General features: G+C 63.8%; 10 protein-coding genes and 1 pseudogene. 7 read left to right on the top strand and 4 right to left on the bottom strand.

Annotated elements, in window-relative coordinates:
* Nucleotides 1-38 precede the first annotated feature (38 nt).
* The gene (locus tag JN280_RS23440) at nt 39-1,889 is read left to right on the top strand and encodes an ATP-binding protein (RefSeq protein ID WP_202305765.1); all 1,851 of its coding nucleotides are present in this window, start codon (nt 39-41) and stop codon (nt 1,887-1,889) included.
* Nucleotides 1,886-3,244, top strand: coding sequence for a sigma-54-dependent transcriptional regulator (locus JN280_RS23445; protein ID WP_202305766.1), 1,359 nt, complete (start codon nt 1,886-1,888; stop codon nt 3,242-3,244). Before JN280_RS23440 ends, JN280_RS23445 begins: the two co-directional genes overlap by 4 nt.
* A 12-nt stretch (nt 3,245-3,256) precedes the next feature.
* On the opposite strand, the gene JN280_RS23450 is transcribed toward JN280_RS23445, so the two are convergent.
* Together JN280_RS23450 and JN280_RS23455 are read right to left on the bottom strand one after the other, a co-directional pair.
* Entirely contained in the window at nt 3,257-3,541 is a 285-nt protein-coding gene (locus JN280_RS23450) for a FluC/FEX family fluoride channel (protein WP_342216116.1), read from the bottom strand.
* 9 nt (nt 3,542-3,550) lie between these two features.
* On the bottom strand, nt 3,551-4,393 hold the full coding sequence (locus tag JN280_RS23455; RefSeq protein WP_202305767.1) for a LysR family transcriptional regulator: 843 nt from the start codon (nt 4,391-4,393) through the stop codon (nt 3,551-3,553).
* 105 nt (nt 4,394-4,498) lie between these two features.
* Here JN280_RS23455 and JN280_RS23460 point away from each other — a divergent pair, with 105 nt between their 5' ends.
* From JN280_RS23460 to JN280_RS23470, 3 genes and pseudogenes are all read left to right on the top strand, one after another.
* On the top strand, nt 4,499-4,891 hold the full coding sequence (locus JN280_RS23460) for a hypothetical protein (protein WP_202305769.1): 393 nt from the start codon (nt 4,499-4,501) through the stop codon (nt 4,889-4,891).
* A 255-nt stretch (nt 4,892-5,146) separates the two neighbouring features.
* Nucleotides 5,147-5,488 (top strand): annotated as a pseudogene (locus JN280_RS23465) (phosphotransferase); the annotation flags it as partial.
* An 81-nt stretch (nt 5,489-5,569) separates the two neighbouring features.
* Complete coding sequence (locus JN280_RS23470; RefSeq protein WP_202305773.1) at nt 5,570-5,947, top strand: ACT domain-containing protein; 378 nt, start codon at nt 5,570-5,572, stop codon at nt 5,945-5,947.
* 96 nt (nt 5,948-6,043) lie between these two features.
* Here JN280_RS23470 and JN280_RS23475 read toward each other — a convergent pair whose 3' ends face one another.
* Nucleotides 6,044-7,246 (bottom strand): MFS transporter, encoded by a 1,203-nt coding sequence (locus JN280_RS23475; protein ID WP_202305775.1) that lies wholly within the window; start codon nt 7,244-7,246, stop codon nt 6,044-6,046.
* Between the two features lie 133 nt (nt 7,247-7,379).
* Between JN280_RS23475 and JN280_RS23480 the strand changes: the two genes are divergently transcribed.
* Nucleotides 7,380-8,885 carry a winged helix-turn-helix domain-containing tetratricopeptide repeat protein gene (locus tag JN280_RS23480; RefSeq protein ID WP_202305776.1) on the top strand — a complete coding sequence of 502 codons (1,506 nt, stop codon included), beginning with the start codon at nt 7,380-7,382 and terminating at the stop codon, nt 8,883-8,885.
* A gap of 165 nt (nt 8,886-9,050) precedes the next feature.
* Here JN280_RS23480 and JN280_RS23485 read toward each other — a convergent pair whose 3' ends face one another.
* Complete coding sequence (locus JN280_RS23485; RefSeq protein ID WP_202305777.1) at nt 9,051-9,962, bottom strand: agmatinase; 912 nt, start codon at nt 9,960-9,962, stop codon at nt 9,051-9,053.
* 771 nt (nt 9,963-10,733) lie between these two features.
* Here JN280_RS23485 and JN280_RS23490 point away from each other — a divergent pair.
* Complete coding sequence (locus JN280_RS23490; protein WP_202305778.1) at nt 10,734-12,056, top strand: DUF3422 family protein; 1,323 nt, start codon at nt 10,734-10,736, stop codon at nt 12,054-12,056.
* Nucleotides 12,057-12,061 lie beyond the last annotated feature (5 nt).

Below are 12,061 nucleotides of genomic sequence, written 5' to 3' on the forward strand. Positions count from 1 at the left end.
TCTCGTGTTCTCCCTTCAGACAGGAGGCGCTACATTCGATGCAACGGACAATTCCAAGGCAAGTCGGCCCGACAATGGCGCGCAACATCGGCAGGATGACGGTCCTGATGCTGGTCGTGACCAGCATTGCGCCATTCGTCGCCTACCACCTCGCAAGCGTCGCGGCAATCGGCGCCCTGGAGGGGCAGCTTCAGCGAAGCCTCGTCCTGACGAATAGGGCAATCGAGACCGAGATCGAGCGCTTCCGTTATCTGCCTCTGATTCTCGGCGAGGATGCCCGCATACGCGCTCTTGCCGAAGGCGAACGCAGCCCGGCCGTTCTTGAGGCCGCGAACCGTTATCTCCGGACCGTGGTGAAACAGGCCGGCGCAGCCGAGCTCTACGTCCTCGACGACCGCGGCATCGCGCTTGCCGCGAGCAATTTCGCGACGAGCGAAAGTTTCGTCGGTCACGACTACGGCTTCCGCCCCTATTTCCAGGACGCGCTTCGCACGGGAGAGGGGCGCTACTACGCGATCGGCGTCACAACCGGGAAGCCCGGCTATTTTCTCACCTCGCGGATAGACGTATCCGGTCATCCGCCGATCATCGCCGTCGTCAAGGCTGATCTGCTGCCGCTCGAATTGACCTGGGAGGCCGCGGGCGTCCAGACGGCGATTGCCGACCGTTGGGGTATCGTCTTTCTCTCCGGCAACCCGGATTGGAAATACCGGCCGCTGACAGCGCTTTCCGGCGAGGCCGTCGAACGGCTCTCGAAGGAGCGAACTTACGAGGGCGCCAATCTCGCCGCGACGAAACCGATCCTGCCTTCGGGCGTCATCCAGCCTGCGGGCGAAGCGGACGCACCGGCGATTCAGGTGGAGGAGGGCGGGCATCAACTCCTGGCGAAGTTCTCCGTGGTCGAGCCGGACGGTTGGCTGGTGCTGGTGGCAACGAGCACGGGGGACATCGGCAAGATCGCCGGCTTCTGGGCGCTTGCGGCGCTGATCGCCGGCCTCGTTTCGACCAGCACGCTATACTTCCTCCATCAGCGCGCGCTCATCATCCGGATGCGGCTGCGCCAGGGCGACATCCTGGAGCGGAAGGTCGCCGAGCGCACGCGGGACCTCGCCCGCGAGATCGACATGCGCAAGCGGACGGAGGACGAGCTTCGCCGCGCACAGGAAGGGCTCATCCATTCGGAGAAGATGGCGGCCCTCGGGAGGATGTCGACAGCAATCGTGCATGAGGTTAGTCAGCCGCTCGCGGCGCTTGAGGCGACGCTGGCGACGGCCGGCGTGCTGGCCGAGAAGGAGGAGGCGGGAAAGGTCGGCGCGATGCTCCTCGACGCGCGAGCCCTGGTCAAGCGCATGCAGCGAACTGTCAAGCACCTGAAGACCTTCGGCCGGAAGGGGGCGTCCGATCTCGAAGCGGTCGATATCGACGTCGTTATCCGCAACGCGCTCGATCTCGCCGCGCCCCGGGCCAAGACCCTCGGCGTCGTGCCGACCATCGATACGCCGGGGATAGCACCGGTCGTCGTTGCCGTCGCAGTGAAGCTCGAGCAGGTGATGCTCAACCTGATCTTGAATGCGCTCGATGCGGTCGAGGGCAGGCAGGCACCTTCGGTCACCGTCCGGCGGACCACGGAGGCCGGGCGAGTGAACGTCACGGTGATCGACAACGGGACCGGCATCGCACCGGAACACCGTGATCGTGTCGCCGAACCGTTCTTCACCACCAAGCTGACGGGCGAGGGGCTCGGCCTCGGCCTTTCCATCGCGACTGCCATCGTGCAGGAATTCGGCGGCGAGATAACCTTTGCGGAGGCTCCTGGCGGCGGTACGATGGCCACGGTTTCCATGCCGGTGGGCAAACGCTCCGCACGTCCACTCGAGGCAGCACAATGAGCCGCGGACATATTCTCCTTGTCGACGACGACCGCGATCTCCTGAAGGCGGCAACCAACTGGCTGGAGGTCAGCGGGTTTGCCGTGTCCGCCTTCCATCGGCCCGAAGAAGCCTATCAGCAACTGATGCGCGACGAGCCGGATGTCGTGGTGAGCGACATCCGCATGCCGGGCATAGACGGCATGACGCTTCTGAACTCCATCATCAAGATCCGCAGCGATGTGCCGGTCATCCTGATGACAGGCCACGGCGACGTTACGCTGGCGGTCAAGGCGATGAAACGGGGAGCGGAGGACTTCATCGAGAAGCCCTATGATGCCGAGCATCTGCTTTCGCTGCTCGACAAGGCTGTCGAGAAGCGCCGGATGAAGCAGGAGATCGCCCGCCTTCAGGGCCTGGTCCATGAGGGGAGCGGCGGCTCGGAGATCATCGGCGACAGCCCGGCCATGCGCGATCTTCGCAGCCGCGTGGAGATGCTGGCGGATCTCGACATCGACGTCCTGGTCATCGGCGAGACCGGCTCCGGCAAGGAACTCGTCGCGCAGGCCCTGCATCGGCAAGGCCGCCGCCATGCCGGACCTTTCGTCGCGATCAACTGTGCCGCCTTGCCGGAGAGCATCTTCGAGAGTGAGGTCTTCGGCCATGCGAAAGGCGCCTTCACCGGCGCGCTCTCCGACCGGCAGGGCAAGTTTGAGCATGCCGACGGCGGAACCATCTTCCTCGACGAGATCGAGTCGATGCCCCTGGGACTGCAGGCGAAAATCCTGCGTGTGCTGCAGGAACGCGTGATCGAGCGGCTCGGTGAAAACCGCCTGCGGCCGGTCGATGTGCGCGTCGTCGCCGCGGCCAAGAGCGACCTATCTGGCGAAATCGCCGCGGGACGGTTCCGCGAGGATCTGTTCTACCGGCTTGCGACCGTCGATGTGCGCATTCCGCCGCTTAGGCAGCGCAAGGACGATATCGGCCTGCTCTTCGGTCACTTCGCCTCGCTCGCCGCCCATCGCTATGGTCGCGCCGAGCGAAGTATGTCCGCCGATCTCGTGGCGAGGCTGCGGCAGGAGGAATGGCGCGGCAACATCCGGGAGCTCAAGGCGCGCGCCGAGCGCTTCGCCCTGGGGCTTGATGGGGCCATATCAAGCGGGGAAGCCCAGCCGACCGACGATCCCCTGACCCTGCCCGAGCAGTTGGCCGACTTCGAAGGCGACCTGATCCGCCGGGCGATCGAGGACAGCGACGGCAATACGGCCAAGGCGGCGGCAAGCCTCGGGATTCCCCACCGCACCCTCAACGAGAAAATAGCCCGTCTTGGCCTGAGAGAACGGCGGGGAGAGCCTTCGAGCGAGGCTGCGAAATGATACCGGGCTTGCTCATGCGGCGTGCCCCTGGGTGAGCGAGCGAACGAGCATGAGGCCGGCGACGAGACCGAGGAGCGAAAGGGCGAGCGACGCGGCCGCGTAAATCGCCGCCATCAGCCCTTGTCCGCGCTCCCGGAGGCCGATGGTGTCGAGCGAGAAGGTGGAGAAGCCGAGCACGCCTGTCTGCAAACTCAAGCGCTTCAAGCGCCACGCCCAACGCTGCGAGAAGACGAAGCGAGACTTCGCATCCCTGGTCGCTCTCACCGCCGGCTTCATCTTGGCTTGATCCGTCCACACGGCCTGGCTTCAGACAACTGAAGCCCTGAGTTCCTCGACGGTCAAGCGGAGGATGTTGGACACTGTCTTGCCATTGAAAACGACGCCGACAATTCGAAACTGGGCTATCTCAGGCGCGAAGCGAATTACGGCCATATCCGCAATGTTGGTGGGCAGATGGCGTTCGGGCAGAATTGCCGCGCCCAATCCCATTTGAAGCAACGCGAGAACCGTTTCTTCCGAATTTGCCTGCGCGACGATCGCCGGTTCTGCTCCCGCGGCCGTGAGACTATCCCGAAACCACCGATAGCGTATGCAATGCGGTCGGTCGATCAGATCCAGGCCGTCAAACGCGTCCAATCCGATCTCCTTGCTGAACCGCAATGGGTGCGACGCTGGTACAGCGAGGACGTAGTCTTCGCGCCACAACTCGTTGAAGCCTCTACGCGATTGTCCAACTCCGATCGCGACAATCGACATGTCCGCCTCACCCTCGCTTGCGCAAAACGAGATACGCAAGCCGGGACGACGCCGACATAGGAAGTCGAGCAACGGACGGACTGCGGCAAGAATAATGTCCGGCTGCAGATGGAGTTTCAGAATCGTGTGGTCATTGGCCGAGTTGATCTCACGCTCGATAGCCCGGGCATGCGCGAGCAGATCAACACTGCGGCGATAAAGACGCTCGCCTTCCGGCGTGGGCGTGCAGCCACGGCGGTTACGTTCGAACAGGCGGCATCCGAGCCTGCCCTCCAGCGACTGCAACGCATTTGTGATCGACGGTTGCGCGATATGGCAACGCGTGGAGGCGGCGGTGATGCTGCCCTCTTCATAGGTGGCGACGAAGTAGGTGATCGCACGTAGATCTAACATAAGGATTTTATGGTCATATGATAGCGATAGCATATTTTATCGATACGTCAGGCTGAGGTAAACCCCTTCTGCCCGCAGTGGCGGCCAGAAGGAAAGGAACCTTGTATGCCTGCAATCGATAACCTGCTGCGCGCATTCGAGCGCGGCGACCTGGAGAGTATGGATGCGGTAACGACAGATGATTTCGATCTTCGGATCGAGCACTATCGTGGTGACGACGTGGATGTCTCTTGGCAGCGCTGCCTCGGCCGCGCCGAATTCCACGCGGTCCTTCAGCGCCTGGCGAGCGAAGTGTTCGAGGGCGGGACACGCATCCTCTCTCTTGACACGCAGGAGCTCGGCAACGGTTGGACGCTTTCGAGTTTTCGTCAGCAGTTCCTTTATCCCGTGCGCAACCGCGAAGTCATTGGCCAGACTTGGATCCTCGCCCACGAAAGCGATGGTCGGGTCGATTATTTCCGAGAGATTGCGACGCCCGTCGAGAATGTTCTCGCGTGATTGCAAGATGGTATCCGGGCATCTCGTCCGGATACCACGCAATCAGAAGCTGTCGAGATCCCCCTTGGGAACTGACGCCGCAACGCCGGAAAGAGGTCGTGATGTGCCACGGCGTCGGCATCTACGGGGAAGGCCCCGCAGCCGGGCCGAGACGAAATCAATGTGCGTCGGCCCTCAACCTGGTCGTCACCGACATCATCATTCACTGAAACACGATCTATACCGGCCGCGTCGTCGATGCTGTGCGCGGGCAAGCCCGCGCTCGAGCTGCTGGCCCGTATTGAACGCGAACTCCCGGTCCGGCTCGATCAGGAAGTCGCCGACCGCGTCGTCCGTCATGGCGATCCCTGCATGCCGAACTTCATGGTTTCTCGTGCGAACCTCCGATGCACGGGCATGATCGATCTCGGGCGACTCGGAGGAGGGGACCGCTATGCCGATCTGGCCTTGATGGTTGCGAATGCCGGGGGGAACTGGACGATAAAGGCTCAGGCCGAGCAGGCTTTTTCAATCCTGTTCGACACTCTGGGGATCGCGAGACCGGACAACGAACGACTTGCCTTCTCTCTCCGGCTCGACCCGCTGACCTGGGGCTGATACTACATCGACCGTCCCAGCACCGCTTGGGCTCCAAGGGCCCATTGCAACGATTTGTGGAGGATGCGATGCCTTCCGGGCATGAGCATCACTCTTAGGCAACTCCCGGGAGAATACGCGGTTTCGCGTCTGGAAAATCACCTTCCAGTCCCATTGTGGGCCGATGGCGACGGGTTCGTCAGCATAAGCCGCACCGATGACGAACTATCCGTCGTGTGCCAGCGTGAGCGTGTGCCCGATGGCGTCAAGTTCGATGACGGCTGGTCGTGCTTCAAGCTTCAGGGGCCGTTCGGATTCGGCGAGACCGGCATCATCTTGTCGGTGATCGAGCCGTTGTCCTCGAACGGCGTCGGCGTGTTCGTCGTGTCGACCTTCGATGGCGACCATCTTCTGGTGAAGACGACGGACGCGGAAAAAACCCGCACGCTTTTGCGCCAGGCCGGTCACCTGCTCGTCTGAAGGGGAACGGTGGGCTGGTCCCGTCAGCAACGGCGGTTCAGATGGAAGCAGGCGCGGCCGCACGCATTTCGACGCGGCACGGGGCAAGCGCCTCGATCAGAACCGCCGTCTCTTCGCCAACAGAAACACCGCCAGTACGCAGCACAGCAGGCCAAGGAATGATGGCAGCCCCTGATGTCCGATCAGTTGCATCGCCAGTCCCGTCGCGGGCGAGCCCACGATGCCGCCGGTGCCCCATACGAACGCGAAGGCCGCTGTACCGGCGACCAAGGCTTGACCGGTGAAACGCTCGCCGAGCTGGATCAGCGACATGGTGTAGATCCCGAACGAGACCCCGCCCCAGACGAAAACGACCGGCCAGACGAGCCAGGTGTTGAAGATCGACGGCAGCAGCAGGCAGCCGGCCAGCGAAGCCAGGACACAGAATAACATCGTCCGCGTCGAGCCAGACTGTTCGGCCAGGCGCCCGAGCAGAATCTGCAGCGCGGCATTGCCTGCGATGAAACTGCCGATAAGCGAAGCCATACGCTCCTCGGCGCTGCCGAGCGCGGCGCCATAGACAGCGAACAAGGAAAGCAGGACCTGCTCGAAGGCGGCTGCTGCGAAAACCGCGAACAAGAGGAGCGGCGCCAGTGCGAAGAAGCCGACGACCGATGTTGCCCCGCCTTCATGCGGCATGCCAGGCAGGCGCGGTACGACCGCAAGCACGATCAGGCCGCAAAGAAGGAAGGACACGATGCCGATCATGAAGGGCGGCCAACCCTGCGTGCCGACCAGGCCGAGCGACAGCGGGCCGATGGCGACGCCGCCCGAAACGACCGACGAATAGAGGCCCATGATGCGGCCCCGGCGTGACGCGGGCGCGATCGAGATCAGCCAGGTTTCGCTGATAACGTAAAGCGGGTTGGCGAAGAAACCGAGCAGGAAGCGGAGCGGCATCCAGGCCCAGACGTCCTGCATCAGGGCAATCGCGATCAGGGTGAGCGCGGCCAGGATCGAACACAGGATCGCAAGCCGCGTCCCGCCCACTCGCCGCGCCAGCGCCGGAATGAGGGGCGCGGATACGACGAAACCCAGCGGCGTCATCGCCGCCGACAAGCCGATCAGGCCTGATGTCATTCCCTGCCGCTCCAGGATGAAACTGAGCAGCGGATAGGTCAGCCCCTGTGCCACGGCGAACACCGTGACGGTCGCGATGATGCCCGCCATCGCGGCCCATGGCATCCGATTCTCTCGCGTCGCGCTTTCGGCAGACTTCGCGCCGCCCTGGTGCGGGGCCGACGCGATGGTATCGTTCATGGCAACCTCCATATGGATTGAGGGTGCTGGGGCAGCCCCTCGCTCGGACAGAAGCTGCGGGATACGAACGGCGGCGTCATTAAGCTCGCCCGAATAGTTCCAAAAACTTCCAAACCGGCTATAGATGCGCCGCATGCAGGGATCGCGCTTTGCCTTTGGTCCGTTCGTGCTCGATCCGGGTGCCGGAACGCTCCTTCGGAACGATGTCCCCGTTGCCGTCGGCTATCGCGGGCTGAAGCTGCTTGCGGCGCTCGTCGGACGATCCGGCGAGATCCTGGCCAAGGTCGAACTGATGGACGCGGCGTGGCCGGGCACGGCAGTGGAGGAAGGCAACCTCACCGTCCAGATTGCGGCGCTGCGAAAGCTGCTTGGTCCGGCCGCCGACGGCGGTGAATGGATCGCCACGGTTCCGCGCGTCGGCTACCGCTTCACGGGGGCAACGGAAACGCTCGGTGGCGCGAAGCGAAAGCATTTGCCGCTGCCGGACAAACCATCGATAGCCGTGCTGCCCTTCGTCAATGTCGGCAACGATCCCGAGCAGGAATCGTTCGCGGATGGGTTGACCGAAGACCTGATCACCGACCTCTCCAGGTCAGGCCTGTTCGTCATCGCGCGCAACTCGGCCTTCGCCTACAAGGGAAAGGCGATGGACGTGCGCGGAATCGCTGAGGAACTCGGCGTACGCTACCTGCTGCAGGGCAGCGCACGACGCGCCGCGGGGCGCGTGCGCATCAATGCCCAACTGGTCGACGCAGCGAGTGGCGATCATCTCTGGGCGGAACGTTTCGATCGCAGCCTGGAGGATATCTTTGCCGTTCAGGACGAGGTCACGGGCAAGATCGTGGAGGCGTTGCTCGGACGGCTGCGCACACCGCCGCCCCGCAACCGGCCCAAAAATATCGAGGCCTATGATCTCTGCGTGCGGGCGCGCAAGCTGATGGATGATACGCCGCAGACGGCCCGAGAAGCGCATCTGATGCTCACGCGTGCGGTTTCGCTCGATCCGGGATATGCCGAGGCCCATCGCTGGCTCGCCATGAACCACTGGATGGGATGGGTGCATAGCGGCGGACCGGCCGAATCCAGCCGCAGGGTTGCCTTGGAACTGGCGCGCAAAGCCGTTGCGATCGATCCCAACGATGCAGGTAGCCGCTGGGTCCTGGCGTATCTGCTTGCCTATGAGCGCAGCTTCGCCGAGGCGGATGCGGAATTCGCCAGGGCGATCGAACTCGACCCGAACGAGGCCGACACCTGGGCGGCGTTATCCGACATTGCGGTCCTTGCCGGGCGGGTCGAGGAGGGCCTCGAGCACAGTCGCAAGGCGTTCCGGCTGAACCCGTTTCCGGCAAGTTGGTACTATCTGACGCTCGGCCAGGCGCAATATGCGGCCGGCGAATACGAGGCTGCCGTCGAGACACTGCGCAAGGACGAGACTTATCGTACGAGCTCACGCCGTTTCCTGGCGGCAAGCCTTGCCCAACTGGGCCGGCTCGACGAGGCGCGCGCAGAGGTCGAACTTTTTTTGGTCGCCAACCCGCATTTCACGACCCGCCACTGGGCCTCGAAGGAGCCGTTCCGCGACGCTGCGACGCTCGAGCATTTCGTCGATGGCTTCCGCAAGGCGGGTCTTCCGGAATGACGCGCCGACCAGAGGGTAGGGCGCGGCAAAGTGCGACAGTGACGCGCCTTCCTGGTGCCGACCAGAGCCGACGATCGGGGCGTCAGCTGGTTGGGATTGCGCAAGCACGACCAGCCAACTTCCGGCTATAGCTCTGAGAGCCTGAAAGCGAGAGGCGGCCGGGTTTCAAACCTGCCTGACGATGGTGCCGATCACATTGACGAGAAGGCGCGCGGCAGTCAGGGCCGACAGGCCGTCAATGTCGGCGGGAGGATAGAGTTCGACAAGGTCGAATCCTGTGATCCTGGCCCGCCTGCAGAGGCCCGCGATCAGGTCGATCACCTGCGTGTAGGTGAGGCCGCCGGGCGTACGCCCAGCCACGCCCGGCATGATGCCGGGATCGAGGCCGTCGCAGTCGAGGGTGACGACGATCCGCGCTCCTTTCGGAATATGCCGGAGAGCGGCTTCGACGCCCTGGGCGTGAACCTCGCGGGCGGTCACGAAGCGGGCGCCATAGTGCCGCGCCGCTTCGATTTCAGTGAGACGTGCGCTGCCCACGCCACGGATGCCGACCTGCACGATGCCGGCGACATGTGGCATTTCGCTCGCTCGGCGCATCGGGTTCGAATAGCCGTAGCGTTCGCCATGCAACTCGTCGCGCCAGTCTATATGGGCATCGATCTGCAGGACCCAGACCGGGCCGTGATCCGCAAAGCCGGCGAGGAAGGGAATGGGCACGGAATCGTCGCCGCCGAGCAGGATCGGTACGGCCGCCAATGCCAGGACCTCGCGCGTCTTCGCCGCGATCCGGGCCCGGTTGCCGGCATTGTCATGCATGGTGGTCGGGATGTCGCCGGCGTCGATGCAGCAGACCGGCTTGCCGTCGAACAGCGGGCCGCCGAGATCGAAATCCCAGTGCTCGACGAGCGCGGCATCGACCTGGCTCGCGGCGCGGATAGCGTCGGCGGCCAAGGCATAGCCACTGCTGTCCTTGCCGGGATAAGTGCTGCCGTGACCGGCTCCGAAGATCACCGCACGGGGCATGCGGCCTTCCGCGAGGCGATCGGGAAAGCCGAGAAAGGAAGGTGAGGCGGTCATTTCTTTTTGGTCTCGATGATGGTTGAGCTGAGCCTGCAAGGTCACGAGATTTAATGCAAGGTGCGCCCATCGAAGTCGCATAAGATAGATTATGGAACTGAAAGCCGTGACCCTGGCTTGGTGCCAAGCCAATCGCCCTGGGTTTTTCTCCCGTGGCTCGACTGGTCGAACACGTGCTGCATGGCCAATGGTCGCTTCCAATAGGTCACGCGACCGTCGGCCGGTCGCGAGGTTGTGGTTTCTCGGACACAGAGAGCGCCGCGATCTTCTGCCAAATGGTTGGGCCGTATGCGGCGGGTCGATCTCGAAGGCCGATTACCGATCACCGCCAAACGGGCCCATCGGCGGCGATCGTGTCCGTTCGCAACATCAATTCGTCCGTAACCTTATTGTTGATCGACAAGGTATTGTTCATAGGCCACAATTTGGGCGTCATTGCCATAGGTCGCAAGATGCTGGCGCCGGTAGACCTGCCTTGAAGGAAGTGATTGCGCTGTCGTCCATAATTGCCTGAAAATACGACAAAAGTCCGATTCTCTAGACGGTACTGGCCGATCGGCTGCCGCGGATGACTTGGCTCGACCGGCGAGGGGTTGAGTACGGGCTTGCCGCCCTTCCCCGCACTCGCTGGCCGCGAAAGCCCGTCGGGAGCCCGCACACCCCGCGGACGGCAAGGAGCCTGCGGCTCTTCAGCGCGCGCTGATTTGGCGTTTGCGTGCGGAGGCAATCTTCTCTAGAGCCTCGCCGATCCGACCATCGAGGAATCCATTGATGACTGCCAGGCCGTCGTCTTTCGAATTCCTGCCGCGCGCGACCGGCAGCGTCATGGGCTTTCCGGCGCATGGAGAGCGCCCCGGCGCGCTCGGCGAGGTCCATTCCCGTCCGCACCCGCTGGTCGAGACGCCGCGCGTCCTGATCCAGCTCTCCTTCATGACCGAGGCCGGCTCGGGCGTGGATCACGCGGTGCTTTCCGAGCTGTCGCGCAGGCTCGGCATAGCCGCGCCCGACCGCCAGGCGCGACATCACGCGATGAAATGGGGGCAAGGGTCGGTCCGCTGGGAGCGGCATACCGAGTTCTCGACCTATCTCTGGGAAGGGCCGCTCGGCGAGACGGGCCGGTCCGACGAGGATTCTCCTTTCGGCAATGGCTTCAGCCCTCCCGGGGCGGTGATCTCGGGCATCAGGCTCGAGATCCGCAAATGGACGCCGGCCGGAGAAAAGCTGATTGCAGGCTTCGATCCGACGAGCTTATGCTACTCCGTGGTCGAAAACGGCGCCGCGGCGATCGTCACCGATTTCCGGCAGGACGGCGACGGGCTGACGCGCATCCTGGTGCTCGACCGCGGCATGACGCCTGCGCGCACCGGGGCTCTGTCGCAGCGCCTCATCGACATCGAGACCTATCGCACACTGGCTATGCTCGGGCTGCCGATGGCGCTCTCGCTATCCGGCCGGGTCCGCCGCATCGAGGATCGCCTCGCCCAGATCACGCGGGAAATGAAGGCCAGCGAGGCGCGCGACAGCCAGATGCTGCTCGCTGACCTTACCGAGCTTGCCGCCGAGCTCGAGGCCGATGCCGCGGCCAGCCTCTATCGTTTCGGCGCCAGCCGCGCTTATGACGGCATCGTCCGCGAGAGGCTCGATGCGCTGGATGAAGCGGTCGTTCCCGGTTACGACACCTGGGCCGGCTTCCTGCAGCGCCGGGTGGCGCCGGCCATGCGCACCTGCCGGTCGGTCGAGGAACGGCAGGCCAATCTGTCGCGCAAGCTCACGCGCGCCACCACGCTGCTGCGCACCTGGGTCGACGTCGAGGTCGAGAAGCAGAACCGGGATCTGCTCGCCTCGATGAACAATCGCGCCCGGGTTCAGTTGCGGCTTCAGCAGACGGTCGAAGGCCTGTCGGTCGCGGCTGTTTCCTACTACGTGGTCGGCCTCGTCGGCTATATTGCCAAGGGTGCTTCCGCGGTGGACCACGCCATTGCCCCTGAAGTGGTTACCGCCGCCGCCGTCCCGCCGGTCGTGCTTCTGGTCTGGTGGGGTGTTCGGCGGATCCGCCGCGCGCATCAGGAGCACAAATCCGCGGCCGCCGAGTGACCGAC

This window comes from Mesorhizobium sp. L-8-10 (assembly GCF_016756635.1).
In the GTDB taxonomy this organism is placed as follows: Bacteria; Pseudomonadota; Alphaproteobacteria; order Rhizobiales; family Rhizobiaceae.

Bases quoted from the DNA above. Each gene is read 5' to 3' on its own strand.
- JN280_RS23460 (WP_202305769.1), top strand. From the start codon at position 4,499: ATGCCTGCAATCGATAACCTGCTGCGCGCATTCGAGCGCGGCGACCTG.
- JN280_RS23445 (WP_202305766.1), top strand. From the start codon at position 1,886: ATGAGCCGCGGACATATTCTCCTTGTCGACGACGACCGCGATCTCCTG.
- JN280_RS23440 (WP_202305765.1), top strand. From the start codon at position 39: ATGCAACGGACAATTCCAAGGCAAGTCGGCCCGACAATGGCGCGCAAC.
- JN280_RS23470 (WP_202305773.1), top strand. From the start codon at position 5,570: ATGAGCATCACTCTTAGGCAACTCCCGGGAGAATACGCGGTTTCGCGT.
- JN280_RS23480 (WP_202305776.1), top strand. From the start codon at position 7,380: ATGCAGGGATCGCGCTTTGCCTTTGGTCCGTTCGTGCTCGATCCGGGT.
- JN280_RS23475 (WP_202305775.1), bottom strand. From the start codon at position 7,246: ATGAACGATACCATCGCGTCGGCCCCGCACCAGGGCGGCGCGAAGTCT.
- JN280_RS23490 (WP_202305778.1), top strand. From the start codon at position 10,734: ATGACTGCCAGGCCGTCGTCTTTCGAATTCCTGCCGCGCGCGACCGGC.
- JN280_RS23455 (WP_202305767.1), bottom strand. From the start codon at position 4,393: ATGTTAGATCTACGTGCGATCACCTACTTCGTCGCCACCTATGAAGAG.
- JN280_RS23485 (WP_202305777.1), bottom strand. From the start codon at position 9,962: ATGACCGCCTCACCTTCCTTTCTCGGCTTTCCCGATCGCCTCGCGGAA.